At 68.0% G+C, this 23,171-nt stretch carries 18 protein-coding genes; 6 read left to right on the forward strand and 12 right to left on the reverse strand.

The features are described 5' to 3' along the window. Nucleotides 1–3: 3 nt before the first annotated feature. Together OV287_RS28690 and OV287_RS28695 are read right to left on the reverse strand one after the other, a co-directional pair. Entirely contained in the window at nt 4–1,728 is a 1,725-nt protein-coding gene (locus OV287_RS28690; protein ID WP_308809747.1) for a type IV pilus twitching motility protein PilT, read from the reverse strand. 15 nt (nt 1,729–1,743) lie between these two features. Continuing rightward, nucleotides 1,744–2,223, reverse strand: coding sequence for a hypothetical protein (locus OV287_RS28695; protein ID WP_267537241.1), 480 nt, complete (start codon nt 2,221–2,223; stop codon nt 1,744–1,746). Between the two features lie 239 nt (nt 2,224–2,462). Here OV287_RS28695 and OV287_RS28700 point away from each other — a divergent pair, with 239 nt between their 5' ends. After that, nucleotides 2,463–4,082 carry a hypothetical protein gene (locus OV287_RS28700; protein WP_267537242.1) on the forward strand — a complete coding sequence of 540 codons (1,620 nt, stop codon included), beginning with the start codon at nt 2,463–2,465 and terminating at the stop codon, nt 4,080–4,082. A gap of 59 nt (nt 4,083–4,141) precedes the next feature. Then, nucleotides 4,142–6,823, forward strand: a complete 2,682-nt coding sequence (valS, locus tag OV287_RS28705; RefSeq protein WP_267537243.1) for a valine--tRNA ligase — start codon at nt 4,142–4,144, stop codon at nt 6,821–6,823. Between the two features lie 33 nt (nt 6,824–6,856). Here valS and OV287_RS28710 read toward each other — a convergent pair whose 3' ends face one another. Further along, nucleotides 6,857–7,891 carry an oxygenase MpaB family protein gene (locus tag OV287_RS28710; RefSeq protein WP_267537244.1) on the reverse strand — a complete coding sequence of 345 codons (1,035 nt, stop codon included), beginning with the start codon at nt 7,889–7,891 and terminating at the stop codon, nt 6,857–6,859. A gap of 156 nt (nt 7,892–8,047) precedes the next feature. Then, the gene (locus OV287_RS28715) at nt 8,048–10,762 is read right to left on the reverse strand and encodes a TonB-dependent receptor (protein ID WP_267537245.1); all 2,715 of its coding nucleotides are present in this window, start codon (nt 10,760–10,762) and stop codon (nt 8,048–8,050) included. Nucleotides 10,763–10,946: 184 nt separating this feature from the next. Between OV287_RS28715 and OV287_RS28720 the strand changes: the two genes are divergently transcribed. Genes OV287_RS28720 through OV287_RS28730 form a run of 3 tightly spaced genes read left to right on the forward strand, consistent with a single transcriptional unit; the run spans nt 10,947 to nt 13,164 of the window. Continuing rightward, nucleotides 10,947–11,495 carry a 2'-5' RNA ligase family protein gene (locus OV287_RS28720; RefSeq protein WP_267537246.1) on the forward strand — a complete coding sequence of 183 codons (549 nt, stop codon included), beginning with the start codon at nt 10,947–10,949 and terminating at the stop codon, nt 11,493–11,495. Nucleotides 11,496–11,554: 59 nt separating this feature from the next. Then, nucleotides 11,555–12,448, forward strand: coding sequence for a transporter family protein (locus OV287_RS28725; protein ID WP_267537247.1), 894 nt, complete (start codon nt 11,555–11,557; stop codon nt 12,446–12,448). Continuing rightward, nucleotides 12,445–13,164, forward strand: a complete 720-nt coding sequence (locus OV287_RS28730) for a hypothetical protein (protein WP_267537248.1) — start codon at nt 12,445–12,447, stop codon at nt 13,162–13,164. The genes OV287_RS28725 and OV287_RS28730 overlap by 4 nt, the downstream gene beginning before the upstream one ends. A 55-nt stretch (nt 13,165–13,219) precedes the next feature. Here the strand turns inward: OV287_RS28730 and OV287_RS28735 are convergent, their stop codons facing one another. The 5 genes from OV287_RS28735 to OV287_RS28755 all read right to left on the reverse strand — a co-directional run bounded on the left by OV287_RS28735 (nt 13,220) and on the right by OV287_RS28755 (nt 18,354). Continuing rightward, nucleotides 13,220–14,008, reverse strand: coding sequence for an ABC transporter permease (locus tag OV287_RS28735; protein WP_267537249.1), 789 nt, complete (start codon nt 14,006–14,008; stop codon nt 13,220–13,222). Nucleotides 14,009–14,012: 4 nt separating this feature from the next. Continuing rightward, nucleotides 14,013–14,783 carry an ABC transporter permease gene (locus tag OV287_RS28740; protein ID WP_267537250.1) on the reverse strand — a complete coding sequence of 257 codons (771 nt, stop codon included), beginning with the start codon at nt 14,781–14,783 and terminating at the stop codon, nt 14,013–14,015. Further along, nucleotides 14,780–15,511, reverse strand: a complete 732-nt coding sequence (locus OV287_RS28745; RefSeq protein ID WP_267537251.1) for an ABC transporter ATP-binding protein — start codon at nt 15,509–15,511, stop codon at nt 14,780–14,782. The genes OV287_RS28740 and OV287_RS28745 overlap by 4 nt, the downstream gene beginning before the upstream one ends. Nucleotides 15,512–15,515: 4 nt before the next feature. Next, nucleotides 15,516–16,193 carry a TetR/AcrR family transcriptional regulator gene (locus tag OV287_RS28750; RefSeq protein ID WP_267537252.1) on the reverse strand — a complete coding sequence of 226 codons (678 nt, stop codon included), beginning with the start codon at nt 16,191–16,193 and terminating at the stop codon, nt 15,516–15,518. 103 nt (nt 16,194–16,296) lie between these two features. Next, nucleotides 16,297–18,354 carry an Ig-like domain-containing protein gene (locus tag OV287_RS28755; RefSeq protein ID WP_267537253.1) on the reverse strand — a complete coding sequence of 686 codons (2,058 nt, stop codon included), beginning with the start codon at nt 18,352–18,354 and terminating at the stop codon, nt 16,297–16,299. 389 nt (nt 18,355–18,743) lie between these two features. On the opposite strand from OV287_RS28755, the gene OV287_RS28760 reads away from it, so the two are divergent. Further along, nucleotides 18,744–19,565, forward strand: a complete 822-nt coding sequence (locus OV287_RS28760; protein ID WP_267537254.1) for an alpha/beta fold hydrolase — start codon at nt 18,744–18,746, stop codon at nt 19,563–19,565. Between the two features lie 173 nt (nt 19,566–19,738). Here the strand turns inward: OV287_RS28760 and OV287_RS28765 are convergent, their stop codons facing one another. Genes OV287_RS28765 through OV287_RS28775 form a run of 3 tightly spaced genes read right to left on the reverse strand, consistent with a single transcriptional unit; the run spans nt 19,739 to nt 22,988 of the window. Then, nucleotides 19,739–20,296, reverse strand: a complete 558-nt coding sequence (locus OV287_RS28765) for a hypothetical protein (protein ID WP_267537255.1) — start codon at nt 20,294–20,296, stop codon at nt 19,739–19,741. A 14-nt stretch (nt 20,297–20,310) separates the two neighbouring features. After that, nucleotides 20,311–21,405, reverse strand: a complete 1,095-nt coding sequence (locus OV287_RS28770; RefSeq protein ID WP_267537256.1) for a hypothetical protein — start codon at nt 21,403–21,405, stop codon at nt 20,311–20,313. A gap of 23 nt (nt 21,406–21,428) precedes the next feature. Then, nucleotides 21,429–22,988, reverse strand: coding sequence for a hypothetical protein (locus OV287_RS28775; protein WP_267537257.1), 1,560 nt, complete (start codon nt 22,986–22,988; stop codon nt 21,429–21,431). Between the last annotated feature and the right edge of the window lie 183 nt (nt 22,989–23,171).

The following is a 23,171-nucleotide window of genomic DNA, read 5'->3' on the forward strand; positions in this document are numbered from 1 at the left end:
GGCTCAGGAGGTGGGCAGATCGAGCTTGAAGCCCGAGCGCTCCAGCATCTGCTTGAACTCTCCCTTGGCGATGGCCTTGATGTAGGCGTCGCTGGGCTCGCAGAGCTTCTTCTTCACCAGCTCGAGCAGGGCATCGTTGAGCGTCTGCATGCCGATGCCGCGCGAGGTCTGCATGATGGAAGGAATCTGGAACGTCTTGCCCTCGCGGATGAGGTTGGCCACGGAGCTGGTGCACAGAAGCACTTCCTGCGCGGGCACGCGGCCTCCGCCGATCTTCTTGACCAGCATCTGCGAGATGACGCCCTTGAGGGACTCGGAGAGCATCATGCGGATCTGCTCCTGCCGGTCCGCGGGGAACTGGTCGATGATGCGGTCCACCGTCGAGGGCGCCGTGTTGGTGTGCAGCGTTCCGAAGACGAGGTGGCCCGTTTCGGCCGTCTCGATGGCGATGGCGATCGTCTCGAGGTCTCGCATTTCGCCGACGAGCACGATGTCCGGGTCCTCACGGAGGGCGGCGCGCAGGGCGTTCTTGAAGCCGTGCGTGTGGACGTGCACCTCGCGCTGGTTGACCAGACACTTCTTGTTCGGGTGGACGAACTCGATCGGGTCCTCGATCGTGATGATGTGGTCCTCGCGATTGCGATTGATGTAGTCAATCATCGCGGCCAGCGTGGTGGACTTACCGGAGCCCGTCGGACCCGTGACGAGCACCAGGCCCTTGCTGAGGTAGCACAGATCAAGGATGTGCTTGGAGAGCCCCATGTCCTCGGCGGTCATGATCTTCGTGGGGATCTGCCGCATCACCGAGCCGATGCCCTTGCGGTCCTCGAAGACGTTGACGCGGAAGCGGGCGCGGTCGGTCTCGTGGGCGAAGTCCGTGTCGCGCGTCTCCTCCCACTGCTTCTTGTTCTTCTCCGGAGCGATGCTCCAGAGCATGGCCTTGAGGCGATCGGACGTCATGGGCCGGTAGTCCTCCTGGGGCACCATGTCGCCGTCGACGCGCAGCATGGGCACCACCTGGCTGGACAGGTGGAGGTCCGAGGCCTTCTTGTCGAGCATGCGATTCAGCAACGCGAGCAGGGCCTGGCCCGCATCCGAGTCCGGCCCGTCGTTGACCGGAATCACCTGGATGGACGACTTCACCTCGGCGGCGGGAGCAGCCGGAGCGGCGGCCGGGGCCTTGGCGGCGGCCGGGGCGGCGGTGGGAACGGCGCGGGGCCCGGCGGTTGGAGCCGTGGGAGCGCGCGCCGGGACGGCACCGGGGCCGGCGGTGAAGGCGCCACCGGCACCGCGGGCGGCCAGGTCCATCATGTCCGCCGGGGAGGCCAGCTCCAGCTTGTCATCCTCGGAGGCGGGCGGCAGATCCAGGGCGGCAGGGCCCGGGGCCGGGAGCGGCACCGCGACGACGTTGGCAGCCGGCGCCGCCTTCTGCTGGGGCACCAGCGCCACCTTCAAGTGGCCCGAGACGTTCTGCACCTTCACCTGCACCGCACCGGCGGGAGCGGCATAAGAGAAGGTGGAGACTCCCTCGGTCGGGAAGCTGCCCCGCATGTCCGGGGGAAGGATCTCCGAGAGCGCGCCGATGATCTGCTGCGAGTTGAGCCCCGCCTTGACCATGGGCACGTTGCCCGCGGCGGTCCGCAGATTGATGCCGCTGCCGGTCTCCAACATGATGGCGACACCGGCTTCCTTGTAGAGCTTCTCGATGAAGGCGTCGAACCGAGCCATGGCTTTTCAGACTTCTCAGCGGCGAAGGGTTTCCACGTAGGCGACGTGGCGCTTGTTGACCAGCGCGACGCGCTCCCCCTCCAACACGGGGAAGAACGCGGGAGCGCTGTTGTTGAGGTAGTCGGTGAGGCGGGAGTGGGCCTCGGGCAGCACGTAGGTGATGAGCCCGCGCAGCTTCTGGCCGTCCATCATCGTCACCTCCACCTCGTGCTCGGTGGGGATGGTGAACTGATCGACGACGTTGGGCTCGTGCTCGGCGGCCACGCGCGCCATCGCGAGGTTCTCGCAGTGCACGAACGTCATGTTGTCCGTGTCCGCATCCACCGCGGGGATGAACTGCGAGCCACTGTTGTTGAGCAGGTCCGACAGCCGCTCACCCCCGGTGTGTCCGGGAGCGGCTTCGGCGAGGAACACGGCCACGTTGCGCGAGGCACCGCCCGGCAGGACGAACTGGGCCGCTACGCGTCGCTTGGGTACGGAGAGGGATTCGAGCATAGGAGGCAAGGTCAGCGTGATGTGCGTTGTTTAGCACACTCGACGATTCTCCCAGGAATCCGGACCGGGGGTGAGCGCGATTCCCACCCCCGGCGAGCCTCGACGGCCCCGGGCTCTACAGCCCTCTACAGCCTCGACGAGCGCGTCAGGAGCCCACCAGGAGAGCAGCCGAGCGGATGGGCACCTCCCCGCCCTCGTTCGGGGAGTAGTGTGGCGCGGTCCCATCCGACGGAGACCCGATGAAGCTCGACGACATGGTGGTGGCCTGGGTGACCTCGCTCCTCAAGAAGGAACGGGTGCAATGGCCGGAGGTCCTCGCGCGGCTCGAGACGATGTTGGGTGAATCCTGGTCCGTGCGCCGCCTCGCGCAGCCCAACACCTACTCCCTCGGCGCCCGCCTGCGGGACGGACGCGAGCTACCACTGGCCGGCTGGCTCGAGGGGCTCGGCACGGACGGGGAACCCCTGGAAGTGCGCGCGCTGGATCTCGGCAGCCGGGCCCCGGAAAAACTCCCCGAGCACATCGCCGCCGCGTTCGCCAGCACGCAGGCGCTCGTCCTGGCGCTCCGCTCGCGCGGCGTCTCCTCGGTGTACGTGCTCGAGACCGTCGTCAGCCACCGCAGCCTCATCTCGCCTGCCCAGCTCGTGGAGCTCGCCCTCCTCCAGCCGCACGCGGACCGCGTCCTCGAGGCCTGGGCGCGGGTCATCACCGAATCCAACGAGCTCAATGGCCGGCCCGCCGTCGAGGCGTCCCAGGTGGCGCGCTACCTGTGCTCCCGCGAGGGGGCAGGAGTGCTCGATTTCCTGGGCGGTGATCTGATGAGTGAGCTGCAATCCACCGTCCGCCGCGAGGGCGCGGTGGAGAACATCCCCGAGGCGTACCAGTCCTTCTTCCACACGTCGGGTCCCGACGATTTCGATCGCCAGATGCTCGGCCCGGACCGGCAGCACGAGTTCATCCCCTCGGAAGAGCGGCTGTACCTGGAGAGCGAGGCGACGGCCCAGGACTTCGTGGCGCTGGTGGAGGCCCAGCCCTTCGCGCGGGAGATCTGGGAGCGGATCGCCCGGAACCTCAACCAGTTCCTGGCGGAGGGCGAGAAGCCCTACACGGCGGAGTCCATCGCCGCGAAGCTCCGGGACGGAGGCCCCGAGGCTCACCGGGAGTTGCCCATGGGCAACCTGACGCAGGAATGGCAGGGGTGCTGCCGGGGGCATGGCGTCGAGCCCATCATCCCCGAGACGCTACGCGGGTGTCTCAGGCACCTGGGGCCCACGCCGGAGGAGCGGAAGCGTGACAAGGGACTGCTCCTGGAGCGGGAGAAGCTGCGCCTGAAGCCGAACACCGAGGGCTACCAGATGTACCTGTTCCGGGAGCTCGAGGACGCACCACCGCTGCTCGACTCCCCTGCCCGGCCCACCACGGAGGTCCGGGAGGAGTTCCTCGGAGCCCTGCGTGAGGCGGAGTCCTTCGCCGAGCAGCAGGACTCTCCCTTCTTCGAGGCCTTCAAGCTGGCGCGCTTCGTGCTCGAGAGCGACGCGTTGCGGCTCACCGGGAAGCTCTCCCCGGAGCGTGTGGACGCCCTCCAGGAAGCGCTGAAGGCGGCGGGGTTCAGCGAGCGCGCGGGCGAGGTATTCGGGCGCAAGGTCAACGCCGTCTCCGACTTCGAGCCGTTCCACCCCTCCGAGGAGAAGCTCCGCGGACTCCTGGCCTGCACGGTGGCGGATGTCTTCGGAGGGATGGGCTCGTGGAACGATCAGTACTTCGACACGCCGGAGGCCCAGGAGCGGTACGAGCAGGTCTCCAGCCGTCTCTTCGGCACCCTGCGCGCGTTCAACATGGCCATTCTCAACGCGGAGTAAGCCGCCACGCTGGAGATCTCAGTAGCAGCGGCCACGCCTCCTTGGCATGTTCGCCCCCCATGAAGACGTTCCGCTCCATCAACCCTGAGCTCCTCCCCAAGCACTTCGAAGCCGAGACCATCGAGAAAAAACTCGATGCCCGGTGGGAGTCGGAGGGCACCTACCGCTTCGACCCCTCGCGCTCCCGCGAGGAGACGTTCGTCGTAGACACCCCGCCGCCCACGGTGTCCGGCTCGCTGCACGTGGGACACATCTTCAGCTACACGCACACGGACGTCATCGCCCGGCACCAGCGGATGCTCGGCAAGAACATCTTCTACCCCATGGGCTGGGACGACAACGGCCTGCCCACCGAGCGCCGGGTGCAGAACTACTTCAACGTCCGCGCGGACGTTCGCACCCCGCACGAGCCCGGCCTCCGCCTGGAGCAGGCCACGGCTGAGTCCTCCAAGCAGCCGCCGCGCACGGTGTCTCGCCCCAACTTCATCGAGCTGTGCCACCAGGTGACCCAGCAGGACGAGCAGGTCTTCAAGGGTCTGTTCCGGCGCATCGGCCTGTCGGTGGACTGGTCCGAGGAGTACGCCACCATCGACGACGACAGCCGCAAGCTGGCGCAGCTCTCCTTCCTGGACCTGTATGAGAAGGGCCACGCCTACTCGGTGAAGGCCCCCACCATGTGGGACGTGGACTTCCAGACGGCGGTGGCGCAGGCGGAGGTCGAGGATCGGCCGCAGGCGGGCGCGTTCCACGACATCGAGTTCGGCGTGGAGGGCTCGGACGCGCGCTTCACCATCGCCACCACGCGACCGGAGCTGCTGGCCGCCTGCGTGGGCGTGACCGCGCACCCCGACGACGAGCGCTACAAGGGCCTCTTCGGCAAGCGCGCCATCACCCCGCTATTCCGCGCCCCGGTGCCCATCTTCCCCAGCGACCTGGCGGACCCCACCAAGGGCACCGGCATCCTGATGGTGTGTACCTTCGGTGACGCCACGGACGTGCTCTGGTGGCGCCAGCAGAAGCTGCCGCTGCGGCAGATCATCGGCCGCAACGGACGGCTGATGGCCATCACCTTCGGGGAACCGGGCTGGGAGAGCCTGGACGCCTCGGCCGCGCAGGGCTTCTACGCGGGCCTGCTGGGCAAGTCGGTGAAGCAGGCGCGCACGGCCATGGTGGAGCTGCTGCGGCGCGAGGACGGCGCGGCCAGGCCCGGCATGGGCATCCCGCTGCAGGGCGAGCCCAAGCCCATCCAGCGCGAGGTGAAGTTCTTCGAGAAGGGCGACCAGCCGCTCGAGTTCATCTCCACGCGCCAGTGGTTCGTGCGCCTCATGGACAAGAAGGAGCAACTGCTGCGCTTCGGCGATCGGGTGAAGTGGCACCCGGAGCACATGGGCTCGCGCTACCGCAATTGGACCGAGAACCTGCAGCTCGACTGGTGCATCAGCCGCCAGCGCTACTTCGGCGTGCAGTTCCCCGTGTGGTACCCGCTGGACGCGGACGGCAACCCCATCCACGACAAGCCCATCGTCGCCACGAGTGAGCAGCTCCCGGTGGATCCCACGGTGGACGTGCCCCAGGGCTACGACGCCTCGCAGCGTGACCAGCCCAACGGCTTCACCGCCGAGTCGGACGTGTTCGACACCTGGTTCACCAGCTCGCTGACGCCGCAGATCGCCTCGGGCTGGGAGCTGGATCCGGAGCGCCACCGCAAGCTGTTCCCCGCGGACATCCGCCCGCAGAGCCACGAGATCATCCGGACGTGGGCCTTCTACACCATCGCCAAGGCGATGCTGCACGAGAACACCATTCCCTGGAAGCACGTGCTCATCTCCGGGTGGATCCTCGATCCCGACCGCAAGAAGATGTCCAAGAGCAAGGGCAACGTCATCACGCCCATGCACCTGCTGGAGAACTACGGCGCGGACGCGGTGCGCTATTGGTCGGCCTCGGCGCGGCTGGGCACGGACACGGCCTTCGATGAGAAGGTGTTCAAGGTCGGCAAGCGGCTGGTGACGAAGCTCTTCAACGCCGGCAAGTACGTGCTGAGCCAGACGGCGCAGGAGCATCCCATCACCCATGAGCTGGACCGGGCCTTCGTGGCGAAGCTCGCCGACGTGGTGGAGGCCGCGACGGCGTCCTACAAGGAGTTCGAGTTCGCCCCGGCCCTGGCCAACACGGAGAGCTTCTTCTGGGCGAGCTTCACGGACACGTACCTGGAGCTGGTGAAGGCGCGTGCGCGCGGAGAGTCCTCCGGTGGCGAGGAGGCACGCGGCTCGGCGGTGGCGGCGCTGCGGCTGGGGCTCAACGTGCTGCTGCGGCTGTTCGCCCCCGTGCTGCCCTACATCACCGAGGAGGTGTGGAGCTGGGCCTTCGCCGAGGAGACGGGCCGCAAGAGCATCCACCGCGCCCGCTGGCCCGACGCGCGCACCTTCGCGGGCATCGAGAAGCCGGCCAACCCGGCCTCCTTCGCCCTCGCCGAGGCCGCGCAGCAGGCCATCAACAAGCGCAAGAGCGAGTCGGGCGCGGGCGTGGGCCGGGCGGTCACCCGCATGAAGCTCGCGGCGAACGCGGCCACCCTCGCCGGCTTCGAGCCAGTGCGCGAGGACGTGCTGTCCGCCACCCGCAGCCAGGGCGTGGAGGTGGTGGAGAAGGCGGAACTGGCCGACGGCACGTTCGAGATCGTGGACTTCGAGCTGGCCCCGGCCGCCGAGAAGGAGAAGGCCCCGGAGCCCACCGAGGCGTGACGGCTCCCGCGTTGCGGCCGAAAGGAGTTGTTCTCAATCCTTGTCGGCCGCTGGGGCCTTCACCGCGACCGGCCGGATGCTGAACGGCACGTCGACGTAAGCGTCGAGGGTGTTCAGCATCCGGGCCATGACCGTCGGCCGCTCTCCTCGAGCCCGGGCCAGCCGCATCTGAGCCTGGTGCCAGGCCGTGACGTAGCGGAGCTTTGGCGGGGTGAGGTTGATGGCCCGGCGCATCGTGCTCTTCAGGATCTTCCACGCGCGCTGCTGTCCCGGTCCCCAGGCCAGCCCGTACGCTTTGCGCCAGCGCTCCGGCAGGAGGCCCGCGGTGAGCAACTCATCGAGCTGTCCCTGGGTGAACGGCGAATTGAAGAGCAAGCTCGCCAGCTCGAGCGCCGTGTCTCCCACGCGCAGCGTCTCCCCCGCCAACTGCTCGTCATACCACGCGTAGAAAGCCTCGAGCGTGGGCGGCATCTGCTCCGGCAGGAGCCCGAACTGCGCCGCGGCGATCCGCGTCTCCTGATAGTAACGGCGCTTCTCCTCGAGGCTGAGCGGCCGCACGAAGGTATCGAAGACCACGATGGCGCCGTCAATGAGGGTGGCGAGCACCCAACGCAGCAGCTCAGGATCGTTCGCGCGATAGCGGCCGTCGCCCTGCGGGCCGGCGCCGGCCGGAAGTGAGCCGTTGACGCGACTGTGGAGGCTGTGGACCCGCTTCGCGGCGCCCATCGCCTCGCGGAGGCCACCGAAGACAAGCTGGTACATCGCCGTATAGGTGCGTCGCGCACGGCCGAGCAGGTCTCCCCGGAAGTTGCTGTTCTGGGAGACGCCAACGGCCACTGCCGGATGGGCGATCTGCAGCAGGATGGCGCGCAGTCCGCCGAGGAGGATCACCGGCTCGCGATAGATCACCCAGGTCATGCTGCCAGGGCCGTAAAAGCCCTCGAGTTCGCCTGCCGAGTGCTCCCGCAGGTAGTCGAGACACTTGCGGAAATGCTCACTGTCCTGGCTGATCTGCTGCTGCACTTCCGGCGGCAGAGATCGCCACATCGAGCTCGCCTGCGTACTCACGATTCTACCTCCACCGCGCTGGTCACGGCAGTCGCCGGGTGGAGGGCAAGTTACCACAGGGTCACCGTCATCCGGGCCTGAAGCCCGGGGCGAGCGGTCCATCTCTTCGGGTGCTCACCCCGGGTGCATCGCCTTGCTGCGTGAAACCCGCTGCCGTTACAGGCGCGCGGTCAGCGACAGCATGAGGCGCCGCGGGAGCACCGGACGGGCCAGGAAGATGTCCGGCACGGCTCCGATCGACTCGTCCACGCGCGGGTTACCCTCGGTGAGGCCAATGCTGTTGAGCGCGTTGAAGAGCTGCAGGTCCAGGGTGAAGTTCTCATACGTGTACCCAGCCCGGACGTTGAACTGGCTGTAGCCCGGCAGATCCACCGTGTTGGCGTTGTTCGAGAACCGGTGCCCCACGTAGTTCCAGTTGATGCCGAGCGTGGCGTTCCCGTACATGAAGGTGCCCGTCACGTCTCCGATGACCTGGGGAATCCGGCGGATGCGGTTGCCGGAGAAGTCATTCGCGCCCTCGTTGAACTCCGTGTAGCGCGGATCCTGCACCGTCAGCATGCCCTGCGCGCGGAACCACTTGATCGGCTGCACCGCGGCCTCCAGCTCCAGGCCCAGCGTCCGCGCCTTGCCTGCGTACACGGTGACGAAGCTCGTGTCGCCCGTCACCGGATCCACCCGGGCATCCTGGCTGGGGAAGTTCTCGATCTGCAGCCAGTAGGCCACGGCCGCCAGCGCGTACCAGCTCGCGCCCAGCTTGATGCCCGCCTCGTTCTGCCACAGCATCTCCGGCGTCTGCGGGAACGCCGGGTCGCTCGGGTCGGTGGCCGTGAGGTACTGGTCGAGCAGCGGCATCTTGTAGCCGCGGCTGCTGCGAGCGTAGACCGAGGCCGTGTCCGAGAGGGCGTAGTTCACGCCGCCCGAGAGCGCCCAGTCGGTGAGCGACACGTTCACGCGCTGGAACTTGCCGGTCCCGAATAGCGCGTTGTCATCCGCCGTGGTGGTGGGATCTCCCAGATCGAACGCCGCCGTGCGCTCCACGTTCTGCTGGTACGCATTGCGCTCGACGCGGCCGGCCAGGTCGATGCGGAACTTCTCGCCAATCTTGACCTCATCTCCCAGGAAGGCCGCCGCGATGGTCGCGTTGCCCGTGCCGTTGGTGTAGTTGCTGAGATAGCGGCGGAAGCCATTCTGGGTGACGTTGCGCACCACGTTGCCGGAGCCATCAAGCACCTGCAGTTCCAGGAAGCGCGGGCGGCTGCGCACGTCGGTGACGATGTCATTGAAGTACCAGCTGTTCCCCACCGTGTAGTAGCCGAGGTAGAGGCCACCGGAGAGCGTGTGCTCGGTGGCACCCAGCGAGCCATACTTGGTGAAGCGGAGCTGGTTGGACACGTTGCTCATGGGCTTGTTCACCAGCCACTGGCCACCCAGGTTCACGAGGTTGTTCGGCGTGGAGCACTCGCCGGAGCCGAACGCTGGCGAGCCGGGCGCGTTGACGCAGGTGAGCCGGTAGGGAGTCCCCTCGCCCACGACCGACCGGGCCCACGCGTCCGCGTCCCGGAGCTCGAACGGCAGCATCGCGTTCCAGCTGTGGTTCATCTGCATCACCCGGAGGTTGTCCTGCACCTCCCACCGTCCCTCGGGGAAGTAGAGGCGGAGCTCGGCCGTGGCGGAGCCGCCAATCTGCTGCTGGCCGTTGCCCAGCGGGAGGTCGAGCAGGCCTGCCCCACGCGGCAGCGGCACCTGGGAGTTCACCCCCTCGGGCGAGGTCAGCGTGCCATCGATCGGGAAGCCCTCGACGAAGTCGTAGCCCGTCAGCCGACCATCCCCGCCGAACCGGCCCCGGAGGGGCAGCGGGAGGTAGAAGGTGTTGCGATCATTGAGGTACTTGAACGTGGCACGCACGTGCCCGTTCACCTTGTCCGTATTGAAGTTGCGCAGGAGGCTGCCCTTGAACTGGCCGCCGGTGGACGCCGGGAAGCCCGGGTACCGCACGCCGTTGTCGAAGCGGTAGAAACCACCGACGGAGAAGCGCCAGTCATCTCCGATGGGGCCATTGAGATTGGCGTCGAAGCGGTACAGCCCCGCCGTGGCGGTGGAGGCCTTGATCGTCCCGGCCAGCTTGTCCCCTCCCGTCTTGCTGATGAAGTTGACGACGCCACCGGGCGCGTTGCTGCCGTAGAGGGCCGAGGTGCCACCACGCACCGCCTCCACGCGCTCCAGGGTCTCGTCCACGCGCACGAAGATGTCGTTGTTGACGAAGAAGAGCTCCGTGGAGTCGAAGACGGGCATACCGTCCTCCATCAGCGCCACGTAGCGGTAGGAGCCATCCGCCGGGAGGCCACGGACGAACAGGTTGCCGCCGACCTCACCGCCCGAGCTCTCCACGTAGAAGCCGGGAACAACTCGCATCAGATCCGCGGTGCTCCGCGGCATGCGGGCCTTGATCTCCTCCTCGTTGAGGGTCGAGATGGCCGTGCTCGAGCGGACCTTCCGATCCGGCGTCTGCGCCGTCACGACGATCTCCTCCACCGCCAGGAGATCCAACTCGAGCGCGAAGTTGGCCTGGGCCGGCGCATCCGCGCTCACCGTGACCTTCCGGCTCTGACTCATGAAGCCCTCGCCCCTCACGTCCAGGGTGACCTCACCTGGAGGTAGGCCCGTGAGGGTGTAGTTGCCCTTCATGTCGGTCTGGACACTCCGCTTCGTGCCCTTCGCCGCCACGGAGACACCCCACAACGGGTCTCCATAGGCCGCGGTGACCTGTCCCTGCACCGTCCCGCCCTGCTCCTGTGTCTGTGCTTGCGTCGTCCCGCCCTGCTCCTGGGCCCACGCCGCCTGCCCTGGGACGATCATGAAAGTGATTGTCATGCACAGAACAATCACCCGCCGCCACACTGCGTCTTGCGTGCTCCGCGCTGCATGGGGAACGCCTTCGAACCTGCTCGACGTCATCAACGAGGTGCCTCCTGTCCAGGTGAGGAGCGGGGCGTCCCCCCGAAACCACGCTCTTGGGTGTCAAACGAAGCTAGCAGACGTTAGGAAGGCAGACGCCATGGCAAATCCAGCGTGGACTCACCGGACGGCGGTCGTCTTCATTCCTCCCACCGAGGTCTGGCCGCCCATCCAGGCGATCCGCCGCGAGCATGATCGCCAGATCCAACGCTGGATGCCGCATGTCACCCTGCTCTACCCGTTCGCACCACGCGACGAGCTGCCCAAGCACCTGCCCGCGCTCGAGGCGGCCTGCGCCGCGTTGAGCCCGTTCGAGGCGTCACTTGCCTCGTTCCACGTGTTCCAGCACCGCTCGGACCGGAGCACCCTCTGGCTCGCGCCGGAGCCTCGCGAGGCCTTCACCCGCCTCCAGGCCGCGCTCCAGGCCGCGGCGCCGGATTACGCCCATACCTCGCGCTTCTCGGGAGGCTTCACGCCACACCTCAGCGTGGGTCAGTCGGGCAGCGCCGAACAGGTCTCGGCGCTCCGAGCGCAACTGAGCGAGACCTGGACTCCCCTCGTGTTCCAGGCCGCCGAGGTGAGCCTCATCGCGCGCGAGGGCAATCGACCCTTCGAGGTCGTACGAACGCTGCGACTCGGCCCGGGGTGACTCCGCGACAACTCGCCACAGGGGGGTGGATCGCCCTGGCCGTTAGAGTGCGCCGCAACATGTGGAAGTCCTGCCTCGCCGCCCCCCTGCTCGTAGCCACCCTTCTCGTCCCGCTGGAGGGGCAGGCCTGTGCCACCTGTGCCTGTGGCGATCCAACCCTCACCTCCATGGGCACCGAGCAGCCCTTTTCCGGGCGCCTGCGATTCGCCAACCAGGTGCGCGCCTGGGCCCTGACGACCGGTCAGGACGCCGCGGACGCTGCATCCCTGCGCGAGCTGCGCATGGATCTCTCGGTGGCCTACGCCCCCCTCCCCTGGCTCTTCCTGTCGGCCACCCTGCCCCTTCAGACGCGCTCGTTGCAGCAGGTCAGCCTTGCTCGTGAGACAGCGTGGGGACCCGGTGACATGGAGGTCGGCGCCAAGGTCTTCGTCTTCCGCGATCGCGAGTTCTCGCCGGATCACCTCGTCGGCGTGCTCGTCGGCGCCCGGCTCCCCACCTCGCCCACCGTGCGTGATGCGGAGGGGCTCCCGCTGTCGCTCGATGCCCAGCTCGGCACCGGCTCCCTGGATCCCCTCCTGGGGGTGTCCTACTCAACCTTCCGGGGCGACTGGTCCTTCCTCGCCAGTGCCACGGGCTACCTCCCCACGCGCGGGCGCGAGGGCTTCCGCGCCGGAGCCTCCCTGCGCACCACCCTGGCCGCTCAGCTCCAGCCGAGCCCACGCTGGGCCCTGCGCCTCGCCGTGGACAGCCGCCTCGAGGGCCCCAGCGACATCCTCGGCGTCCCCGACCCGGTGGGCAGCGGCTTGATCGCCTTCGTGTCTCCGGATGTGCTCTTCAGCCCCGTCACCGACGTGGTGGTGGAGCTCGGAGTGCGCGTGCCCGTCCTCAACCTTCTGCACGGCTACGTCCGCCAGAGCCCCATCCTCCAGGCCTCCGTCGTCTACGATCTATGAAGTCCCGCTCCTCCTCCTCCGTCCTCCTCCTGCTGGCCCTCTGCGCGTGCGGCACTCGCGAGGAAGGCCTCCAGCTCCATCTCGAGCTCGACTTCCGCCCCGCCCGTCAGGCGAAGGCGGAGGGCTCCACGCGCGAGTTCACCAACAACCAGGGAGACCGCATCACCCTGACTCGTGCACACGTCACCCTGAGCAGCGTGGAGATCATCCCCTGCCAGACGAGCAGCGCGTGGCGGTGGCTGCGCATGCTCTCCCCCATCGGGACAGCCCACGCGCACGAGGCCAACACGCCCCGGCGGCTGGGCACTCCGCACGTGAGCAGCCTGGAGCGCCCGGACGGCGAACCTCTGGCTCTGGGCACCCTGGAACCGCCTCCTGGCAACTACTGCCGCGCCCGGCTCGTCTTCGCGCCAGCAGATGCCGATGCCGAAGGCCTGGTCCCCGAAGTGAACATGGTGGGAAGAACGCTGCTGCTGGAGGGGCAGGTCCTCCCTGCCGACGGAGGACCCGTGCGGCCCTTCCGCCTGGAGTCAGCCAGCCTCATCAACGCCGAGCTCTCGCTGGAGGGGCTCTCCCTTTCCCCGGACGCGATGGAGACGAGCCGCACCCTCCACCTCGCTTATGACCGGTGGCTGGACGGCGTGGACCTCGCGTCACCTGAGGCCTCCGAGCAGGTGCTTCGCAACGTGGCCGCCTCTGCCACGCTCACCCCCTGAGCCCGGCGCGCTCGCCCCACTCTTGACGGCCATTCTCGCCGAGGCCTGCCAGTCATCAGCGCAGCTCCGCGCGCTCGAACACACGGGTGCCGAGCGCGAGTGCCACCCAGGAGCCCACGAAGGCCACGGCCAACGCGATGGCCGTGAAGAGCGGCACCGACGCGTCGAACCAGAGGAGGTTCGGTCCTAGGGCGACCAGGTCGCGCAGCCGCTCGCGCCCCTCGTACAGGTCGGGGCGGTAGAGCAGCACCACGGTGGGAATCATCGGCGGCATCCACAGCAGGAACGCGATGAGGAGTCCCTGGAACGCATCGCGCACCAGCAGCAGCGGGATGACGAGCACGCAGAGCAGCAGCACCGCCAGGGCCGTGAAGATGAGCCCAGAGCCGATCGCTCCCGCGACGCTCACGGAGGAGCCCTCCCCCACGAAAGGCCGCACCGCGAGTCCCGTGAACAGGGACATCACGACGCCCACCACCGCGGAGGAGAACAGGACAGGCCCCACGCGGGCCATCAGGAAAGCGCGGCGCGAGATGGGTTTGCTGAGCAGCATCTCCAGGGACCGATTCTCCCGGGGCTCGACGAGGGCGCGCATCAGCCCGGCGACACCGCCGAAGAAGGCCAGCATGTAGATGCCGGTGTATTCGTTCACCAGGATCACGGCATCGAGCCCGCGAATCAGGAACGCGCGCTCCATGAAGGCATTGACCCCGGCGGGCAGGCGCGGAATGAGCGCGGCCGTGAAGAAGACCACGACGATGCCCACGAGCAGGGCCACGAGGGGCACACCCCCAAGGGCATGGCGGGCCTCGATGAGACGGTAGCGGCGAAGAGTGGCCGGCATGGCGTCACACCTCCAGGTGGCGCGCCCGCAGGGCGCCGAGAGCGAGCACGGCCGCGTTGAACCCCAGCAGAATGGCGATGGGCGCCAGTAGGTGCACGGGGCGCAGGTCGTCCACATGGCCGAGCACGGAGATGCCATGGGTCAGGGGGTTGAAGGAGGAGAGGCCACTCCAGGCGGGGTTGTAGAAGCCGATGAAGGCCAGGCCCACGAGCAGGCTGAGCACCACCAGGCTCACGAGCGCCGCCAGCGCCCGCTTCTGGATGAGCACGGACATGAGGGCGCTGAAGCAGACAGCGAAGAACGCCGCGAAGAGGTGCACCGTCATCGAGGCGAAGAAGATCCCCGCGCGGAACCCCGGCAGGCTCCGGGCGACGAGGAGCGCGGTGAGCAGGTGCGCGCCAATGTAGAGCACTGCCATGACGGCACAGGCCGACAGCGTGCGCGCCAGGAAGTACGAGGCGGGTGACATGGGCTTGGACAGCAACACCGCGAGCTGACCTGTCTCCTTCTCGCGAATGAGCAGGCTGCCCGCGAGCACCACACCGAGCACGGAGATGCTCTTGTTCATCGCCAGGTCCGTCCAGATGAACAGAAAGAGAATGGAGGGGTCCGAGGTGGAGAACCAGCCCTTCAAGGCCGAGAGCACGTGCTCGGGTGGCTTCGCGGCAATCACCGGCATGGCGAGCGCCGCGTAGGCCAACATTCCCGCGGCCAGCCAGGTCTTCCGCTCGCCGAAGGTGGCCCGCATGTCGAGCCAGAGGAAGCGCGCCTTCATGCGGCCCTCCGCGCGAGCGACAGGTAGAGCTCATCCATGTTCGCCGAGCGGTGCTCGCTCTTGAGCGCCTCGATTGGGCCGAAGGCGACGAGCCTGCCCTGGTGCAGTGCCGCGACGCGCCGGCAGAGCGTCTCAATGTCCGACAGGATGTGGCTGGAGAAGAGCACGGTGACGCCGCGCTCGGAGGACAGGCGGCGCAGGTGCTCGAGCAGCTCGTGACGGCCGAGCGGATCCAACCCGGAGGTCGGCTCGTCCAGCAGCAGGATGCGGGGCTCGTTGATGAGGGCCTGGGCGAGCCCCACCTTCTGCGTCATTCCGGTGGAGAAGCCTCCGAGCTTCCTGTCCGCCGCGGCCTCGATTCCGAAGAGCTGGAACAGCGACTGGATGCGCGTCTCAGCCACGTCGGCGTCGAGCTCGAACATGGCGGCGACGTAGTGGAGAAACTGGCGCGCCGTCATGTGGGCCGGGAGCGCGTAGCTCGCGGGGAGGAAGCCGCAACTGCGGCGCACCTCGAGGCTCTCGCGCACCACGTCATGGCCGAGCACCCGGGCACTGCCCGAGGTGGGACGCGTCAGCCCGAGCAACATCCGCAGGGTGGTCGTCTTCCCCGCGCCGTTGTGCCCCATGAACCCGAAGATCTCCCCGGGCTCCACGTGGAAGCTCACTCCGTCCACGGCCCGGACCGAGCCGTAGACGCGGGTGAGCCGATCGATCTCGATGGCATGCATGGCCTTACCTCTTGGAGCCGCGGCCCGGGCTCCTGCTCGGGCGTAGCGGGGTGGAAACGGGCGCGGAGAGACCCGCGATGAAGATGTCGATGACGGCGTCGAGCAGCCGCTCGCGGGTGATGCGGTCCCCCGTGGTGATGATCCCGGTGTGGTAGTGCAGGAAGCGGAGCAGCCCGATGACGAAGGGCACCGCGTCAACGTCCAGATCGGCGCGGAACTCGCCCCGCTCGATGCCGTCGCGCACCCAGCCGCGAAACATCTCCACCTGGGCATCCGCCTTGCGCGGGTTGTCCCCGGACTCCGCCAGCGAGCGGAGCACCGTCAATTCGGGGTCCTCTCGAACGAGCCGCTCGAGCAAGACATCGCGGGAGAGCTCACGGTAGGCGAAACGCAGCGTGGCGCGCAGCCGCTCGCGAGGCGACTCCAGCGCCATCACCTCCGCGGCATACCGGCGCCCCGTCTCCTCGTGCAGGGCCCCGATGACCGCGTGGAGCAGGACCTCCTTGCTCTCGAACTCCAGGTAGACGGCCCCCTTGGCGATACCCGCCTCGCGGGCGATGTCCTCGATGCGGGCACGGCGGAAGCCGAAGCGCTCGAAGTGACTCTTGGCCACCTGGAGGATGCGCTGACGCCGGGCCTCGGCGGAGGAGCGGCCGGCCGGTGGGCTGGAAGAAGCTGCCATGTGGACATTTTGACCGGATTCAGATTTTGGGTCAAACGGTCACGGCAGGGCAAAAAAGAGACCGCTCCCCCACCATGCGGGAGCGGTCGTCGACGTCACGGCCTCACTGCATCTCGAGCACGTCCCGGCCGAGCAGGAGCAGCAGTCGGTCCTCGCGAACCTTGACGATGCCGTGCTCGGCGCCCACGTCCACGGGGACGCTGCCCGCTGCCGCGAGGTAGCGCCTCCCCGCCGAGGCGTAGACCACCCGCCCATCCGGGGCGAGCGCCTCGAGCCAGGCGTATTGGTCAGGCAAGGACACGAGCGAGATATCCCCCGAGGGGCTGCGCACCCAGATACCCAGGTTGCCATTGGAGACGAACGGCACGCGGAAGGCCGTCCACCCGTTGGCGACCTGGTAATCAGTCCTCGGACGCAGGCCCTCGCGCGGCTCGGCGAGGGGGACCTCGCTTCCGTCGGCCAGGATGATCGAGAGCCCCCGCGCGGTGCCGGAGCCTCTTGGGGCGACGGCGACGTTGATTCCGTCGGTCAGGGGCCATTGACGTGCGTCCTTGAGCAGGGTGGAGGAACCCGCCCGGTACCGGTAGACGCTCCCGTATCTCTCGTAGACGACATCCCCCGACGCACTCACGTCGGCGTACTCGGAGCTGTCCGCCACGTGGTCGGTCCTCCCGGAGAGGGTGTCGTACAACTTGAGGGCACCATTAAACGGCGTGGCCGACTCCTGGTAGATGGCATAGGGGCCGTTCACGTGCACTCCAACGCCTCCATTCGGGAATCGGATGTAGCCACTGTGGCGGAACTCGGTGCAGATGCTGCCCCGGTCCTGCCAGATGGCGCCGAACGGAGTGACCCAAGCCAGATAGCCCGACCCGAGACGGGCATCGACGGACGTGGCCACGTCCAGCAGCCCCACGACATCCACGACGGGCGACTTGTAGGCGACGCGACTGCCACCGAAGTCGAGCGCGAAGGCCCCCTCCGGAGCCGAGGCCACCTTCGTCAACCCGGGCGCCAGTTCCACCGGCAGGACCAGCGGCATGTCGCGCCGCCTGCCCAGGGCATCCGTGCCGGTCAACTGGACCTCCAGCAGCCCACCATCGTAGGGCCGCGCATCGAGCACGTAGGTGAGCCGGTTGGAGCCCGAAGCCAGGGGGGTGGAGTTGCCGCGAGCACGGAGCTCGAGAGACGCACACCCGGCGGGGGCGTCATCCACACAGGTGACGTCGATCGTCACGGTCTCGCTCTGCACGACACCCCAGTGACTCAAGCCCTGGACCTTGAGGGCCGGCGGCCGGTCCACGTGGAAGACGATGAGCTCCGAGTTCTCTCCGCCGAACTCGTCGCGTGCGGAGAGCGTGAGGAGCTTGCGTCCCGCGGGCTCCCCGTCCAGGGGGAGGCTGGCGCTGTACCGGGTGCACCATCTGGAGCCGCACGGAAAGTTGAACGCGCTCAAGTCGACAGGGAAGGTGCGCGAGCCGAAGGTCGCCTGAATCCTGCGAAGCTGGAAGCGGGAGAACACATCCACCGTCACCTCGAGCGTGTCCTGGTCCACGGTCGTGTTCGCCACGGGCGAGCGGACGAACAGGCTGATGTCAGGAGAAGGTGCAGGCGCCGCAAGCGCGGTGAAGAGCACCTCGTGCCCCGCCGTATCCGCGGCACGCAGGGTGTTGAGTCCCCGGGCCGAGCCGAGCACCCAGCTGTCCACGGCGGCCACTCCCCCCTCGTTGGTGCGCACGACGGCGGGCCCGACCGTCCCGCCTCCCGAGAGCACCGAGAAGGAGACCTCGGCCCCGGCGAGCGGGCGATCCCAGGCGTCGCGCACCAGGACAGAGGGGGAAATCGCCACCGGTGTTCCCGGAGCCGCCTGCTGCATATCTCCCCGGGAGATGAGGAACGCCTGGGGTCCGGCGGCTCGCACCGGCGTGACGAACACCACGACTGACTCCCCGATGGCCGCCTGCACATACTGATCGCCTACCGCGGACCCGGGGGTGAATGTCGTCCTCGCCAGCCCGTTCTCGTCCGTCACGACGCGATCGGCGCTCAGCGTTCCGCCCCCGTTGAGCACGGAGAAGGTGACCTCGACCCCCGAGACCACCGCGACGCCCGCGTCCGAGTTGTTCTTCGCCCGGACGACGAAGGCCTGCGGCAGGGGCACCCCTGTCAATCCCTTCTGCCCATTGCCCGAGACCAGCTCGACGCTCAGCGAAGAGGAAGCGGCCTGCGCCGTCGTTTCCGCGGTGGGTCCGATCGCAGAGCCCGGCTCCCCCCCTCCACCACATGCCGTCAGAAGAATGACTGAAACCCAGAATACTGCTGACCGCCCCAACTTCATGAGACGACTCCATGGACACCCGGACGCCGGCCCCCCTCGCCCCGGTGCGGTTTTCAAGACTTTGCGAATCGTCCGCTGCTGTCAACATCCGAAGCCGGACCTTCGAATGTTCAATCTCCACCGGGGAGTGAACGCATACGTTCAGGAAGGGAGCGAAGGCCGCATGTCTGGCCTATGACCCCGCCATCCTCGGAGATGGAGTGAAACCCGATATGGCGATGCTCACGACGAAGGACGACACGCAGCTCTATTACAAGGACTGGGGTTCGGGGCAGCCGGTGGTGTTCAGCCATGGCTGGCCGCTCACCGCCGACGCTTGGGAGGACCAGATGGTCTTCCTGGCCTCCCATGGCTTCCGCGCCATCGCCCATGACCGTCGCGGACATGGCCGCTCCAGCCAGCCGTGGAATGGCAACGAGATGAACACCTACGCTGACGATCTGGCCGAGCTGTTCGAGAAGCTGGATCTCCAGAAGGCCATCCTCGTCGGCCATTCGACCGGTGGCGGCGAGGTGACGCGCTATATCGGCCGCCACGGCACCCGCCGCGTCGCCAAGGTGGTGCTGGTCGGAGCAGTGCCGCCCATCATGCTCAAGACCGCCGCGAATCCCGGCGGCTTGCCGCTCTCCGCGTTCGATGACATCCGCAAGGGCGTTGCCGCCGATCGCTCGCAGTTCTACAAGGATCTGACCACTCCCTTCTTCGGCGCCAACCGCCCGGGCTCGAAGGTCACGCAGGGCATGCGCGACAGCTTCTGGCTGCAGGGAATGATGGGCGGCCTCAAGCCCCAGCTCGACTGCATCAAGGCCTTCTCCGAGACCGACTTCACCGAGGATCTCAAGAAGTTCGACGTGCCGACGCTGATCATCCACGGTGATGACGATCAGATCGTACCGATCGACGCCTCGGCCCGTCGCTCGGCCCAGCTCGTCAAGGGCGCGGCGCTGAAGATCTATCCCGGTGGCGATCACGGCCTCGCCGCCACGCACAAGGATCAGCTCAACGCCGACCTGCTGGCCTTCGCCCGAGGCTGACCATTTCCCCTCTCCCCTCGGGAGAGGGACGGGGTGAGGGTATCGGGTGAACCCGGGTTCAACCCCCTGTCCACACTGAGGGCCACGGGTTGGAGAACAGACTCGGGTACCCTCACCCTGACCCTCTCCCGGGGGGCGAGGGGGCAGTATCAGCGGTGTGCTCCTGGGAAAGGCTACTTCGCCTCGGGGGCGGGGCGCGGCAAGGCAACACCGGCTGGCGGCTGCGACGCAGAGGGAGCCTCCGCGGCGGGCTTCACCGCGAAGGGGCTCCGAGGCGGATCCTTGGCGTACGGATCAGCCCGGGAGATCAACCGCGTGGAGGATTGCTCCACCCACGCGGAGAGCCCGCCTGCCTCTACCACCGAGGCGCTCCGGCCGAGAACCTTCCGAGTCCGGAGATCAATGAGGCGCAGATCCACGGCGAGTCGTCCGGGGGAGATCGAACGCAGGCTCAGGTGCAGCAGGCGCGTGGACGCCGAGAGCCCGGGCGCTGCCAGGAGACAGCGCGGATCCTTCTGACACCCTTCGCCCCGGGACTTGAGGTAGCTGCCCAGGTCCACATAGGGCACCTCCAAACGGGTGCCGAGCGTCCGCCCCGCCTCGAGGGCGACCTTCTCCAGACCGGGGGCCGCGGTGGACACCACCGCCAGGGACGAGGCCGTGGCGGCGGACGGACTGGCAGAAACCGGGTCCGCCGAGAGCAGGAGCAACGTGAGTGCGGTGAGCAGCATCGGTGCCCCCTCCCCTACCAGCCGTAGCTCGCCGCGAGCCCCAACGTCGGTCCGCCGCCCTTCGAGGCGCGAGCCTGATAGCCAGCCAGAGCACCGAGGCTGAAGGCCTCGGAGAACCGGTAGTCCACGCGGTAGAGCAGCCTCACGCCGGTGGGCCCCGAGGGCACGTTGGTCACCTGCACCGCGGCGCTCATGGGGAAGCGCGGCACCGTGTCCCAGGCGAGCCGGAGCGTCCCGGCACCGCCGAGACCTCCGGTGTATTCGCCCTCGAGCTCCGCGCGAGCCCCATTGGGACGGCCGATGCGCACCCTGCCGCCAAAGCCCGCCGCGAAGCCGGTCGCATTGCCTCCAAGTGTCAGGCGCACGGCGAGGCCGAAGTACTGACTGAAGCCCACGTCCACCTCGGAGAAGCCATAGTCGAGGCCCGGGCGCAGCTCAGGCAGGACCTCTCCCTCCTGGGCGGTCAGGCCGAAGGGCGGCGTGTTCGCGCGCAGGTGCCCCACGCCGATACGGATGGAGTCGATCCGCAGGCCGCCCACCTGGGTGAACAGGCGGTAGAGGTAGTCCGCCTCCAGCCGGTAGTAACGGTCCGAGTAGCGCGTGCCATTGAGCGTCTGGGAGCCGTAGTCCACGTACTCGGAGAAGGCGCTCACGCGCGAGCGCCGCTGCCCGTACACCTCCATCAGGGCCTCGCGCTCCAGGGTGTACTGAGGCACCTCGATGAGCACCGGGTACGGAGCGTCGGCGCTGGCGAAACGCAGCGTCTCCACTCCATCGGTGTCACGGGCGGTGACGTAGTACTCCACGGGCACGCGCTGCTCGGGGGACAGGGGAACGACGGCCGCGTAGGTGCCATCCGCGCTCAGCTCGAAGGCCGTCTCGCGGAAGGCCGTCTCGCCGGCGGAGCGGTGGTGGGCCACGAGCGATCCAAGGCGCCAGGCCGGGGCCACCTCGGCGCGCAGCACGAGGTTGTTGCCGACCAGGACCTGGGCAGCCGGGACGTGCCGCACCTCGAGGGGCTCGGGAGGCGCGGGCGGAGTGGCGCTCGCCGGCGGCGTCTGGGGCGCCAGCAGCAGCAGGAGGCAGGTAACGGTGGAAAGGGTCATCATCGGAGGTGTTCTCTCGGGGTCCGCTACCAATGGAAGGTGGTGCCCAGCCCGAAGCCGAGGCCGGAGTGGTTGATGTCGCGAAGCTGGTAGCTCACGCGGCCGGCGATATCGAGCCAGGGGGTGACCGAGCGGCCCACCGTGTAGATGAGGCGCACGCCCAGATCCTCGCCGATGGGCTCGTTGGTGACGACGACCTCGGCGCTCATGGGCCAGCCCTTCACGGCGTCCCACGCGAGCGCGAGGCTGCCGCGCTGACCGATGTCCGCGATGGTAGCGCCGCGGATCAGCAGGGACGTGCCCGTCTCGCTGCCGATGCGCAGGCCGAGATCAAACCCGCCCTTGATCCCATCCTCGGTGACACCCGCGGAGCCCTTCAACAGCACCGAGAGGGACGGGTGAAGGCGCAGCTCCAGCTCGCCGAAGCCATAGGTGTAGCCCACCTCCTGACCGGGAACGCCCGTGTCGAGCAGATCGCGCGGAGTGCCAATGCCCCGATAGTTGCCGAAGCCCACGCGCACCGCATGCACGGTCGTATAGACGCGGTAGAGGAAGTCCGCCTCGAAGAGGTTGTAGACGTCGTTGCCCTTGAAGCGGTTGAAGTCGACGTACTCGTTGCTGACGCGCACCCGGCTGCGGTCGCGGAGCTCGATGCGCTCGTCACGAGGCGGCCGGCGGATGGTGATGGACTGAGGCCGGGCCGCGTTGCCAGCCGCGGAAAGAGTGGCACCCGCGGGCTCCACGGCCTCGACGTAGTACTCGATGCCCGGCTCCACCGCCGAGCCCTGGGGCAGCGTGGCACGGAAGAGGCCATGGGGATCGGCGCTCATGTGCACGGTGCGGTAGGTGGGCGAGCCCCGCTCGCGCCAGTGCACCATCGCCGCACGCGGCGTGGGACCCGCGAGGCTGGAGAGGGAGACAGTGATGAGCTCGTCGGTGAGCGCGCTGGTGGGAGCACTCACCTTGAGGACGGGCGCCACCGGCGAGGCGGGCACCTTCGTCGTCGAGGACGCCACCGGCGCCTCACGCAGCAAGGAGATCTCCGTGCGGATGGGGCCGGCCAGGTCCGACTGGGGCCAGTTGGAGAGGAAGCCCTCCCACACCTTCGCGCGCTCGGAGGGAGGAAGTCTCAAGGCGTTGTTCCACGCGGTGCGCAGGGCGGCGCGCTCGGCGTCAGACGGGCCGACGGTGGAGGGCGCGGTCGCCCCGGGAGCCTGGGCCTGAGCAGCCGGTCCCAACGTGGCAGGACGCTCGCGAGGAGCAGGAGCATTCACCGACTCCACCTCGTCACCCACCTCCATCCGGGCCAGGAGCTCATCTGGGGCGGAGATGCGCGAGAGCGTCTCACCCGCCTCCAACACCGTGACCTCGCCAAGGAGGAACCGATCGCGCAGCACCTTGCCTGTCGCCGGGTGGCGCGCTTCGATGATGCGGTAGACGCGCAGCCGTTCGCCGGGCTGCGTCGTATCCGCGCGCCCGAGGTCGACGAAGGCATCCGCGCCCTCGATGCGCAGGACGTACGCCGGGCGTATCGCCGCGAGGGCGGGAGCGGACAACAGCAACAGGAGGAGCGGGAGCTTCATCATCACCTTTCGGAGGCCCCACGAGGCGGAGCCAGAGGCCCCAGGTGAGGGGCGTGCGTGGCATTGCGGACTTCGTGCCAACCTTCGAACACGGGAGTCGTCCCTTTGGGCAGAGGGGCCAGAGGCCCGGAACCGCCACCAGGACGTTCCAGCCCATGTGCAGGGCGATTCACAGCTGTGCAGGAG

The sequence above is a fragment of the Archangium lansingense genome (assembly GCF_026626635.1).
In the GTDB taxonomy this organism is placed as follows: Bacteria; Myxococcota; Myxococcia; order Myxococcales; family Myxococcaceae; genus Archangium; species Archangium lansingense.

Coding starts and splice junctions, on each gene's coding strand:
- OV287_RS28690 (WP_308809747.1), bottom strand. CDS start 1,728: ATGGCTCGGTTCGACGCCTTCATCGAGAAGCTCTACAAGGAAGCCGGT.
- OV287_RS28695 (WP_267537241.1), bottom strand. CDS start 2,223: ATGCTCGAATCCCTCTCCGTACCCAAGCGACGCGTAGCGGCCCAGTTC.
- OV287_RS28700 (WP_267537242.1), top strand. CDS start 2,463: ATGAAGCTCGACGACATGGTGGTGGCCTGGGTGACCTCGCTCCTCAAG.
- valS (WP_267537243.1), top strand. CDS start 4,142: ATGAAGACGTTCCGCTCCATCAACCCTGAGCTCCTCCCCAAGCACTTC.
- OV287_RS28715 (WP_267537245.1), bottom strand. CDS start 10,762: ATGACAATCACTTTCATGATCGTCCCAGGGCAGGCGGCGTGGGCCCAG.
- OV287_RS28720 (WP_267537246.1), top strand. CDS start 10,947: ATGGCAAATCCAGCGTGGACTCACCGGACGGCGGTCGTCTTCATTCCT.
- OV287_RS28725 (WP_267537247.1), top strand. CDS start 11,555: ATGTGGAAGTCCTGCCTCGCCGCCCCCCTGCTCGTAGCCACCCTTCTC.
- OV287_RS28730 (WP_267537248.1), top strand. CDS start 12,445: ATGAAGTCCCGCTCCTCCTCCTCCGTCCTCCTCCTGCTGGCCCTCTGC.
- OV287_RS28735 (WP_267537249.1), bottom strand. CDS start 14,008: ATGCCGGCCACTCTTCGCCGCTACCGTCTCATCGAGGCCCGCCATGCC.
- OV287_RS28740 (WP_267537250.1), bottom strand. CDS start 14,783: ATGAAGGCGCGCTTCCTCTGGCTCGACATGCGGGCCACCTTCGGCGAG.
- OV287_RS28745 (WP_267537251.1), bottom strand. CDS start 15,511: ATGCATGCCATCGAGATCGATCGGCTCACCCGCGTCTACGGCTCGGTC.
- OV287_RS28750 (WP_267537252.1), bottom strand. CDS start 16,193: ATGGCAGCTTCTTCCAGCCCACCGGCCGGCCGCTCCTCCGCCGAGGCC.
- OV287_RS28760 (WP_267537254.1), top strand. CDS start 18,744: ATGGCGATGCTCACGACGAAGGACGACACGCAGCTCTATTACAAGGAC.
- OV287_RS28765 (WP_267537255.1), bottom strand. CDS start 20,296: ATGCTGCTCACCGCACTCACGTTGCTCCTGCTCTCGGCGGACCCGGTT.
- OV287_RS28770 (WP_267537256.1), bottom strand. CDS start 21,405: ATGATGACCCTTTCCACCGTTACCTGCCTCCTGCTGCTGCTGGCGCCC.
- OV287_RS28775 (WP_267537257.1), bottom strand. CDS start 22,988: ATGATGAAGCTCCCGCTCCTCCTGTTGCTGTTGTCCGCTCCCGCCCTC.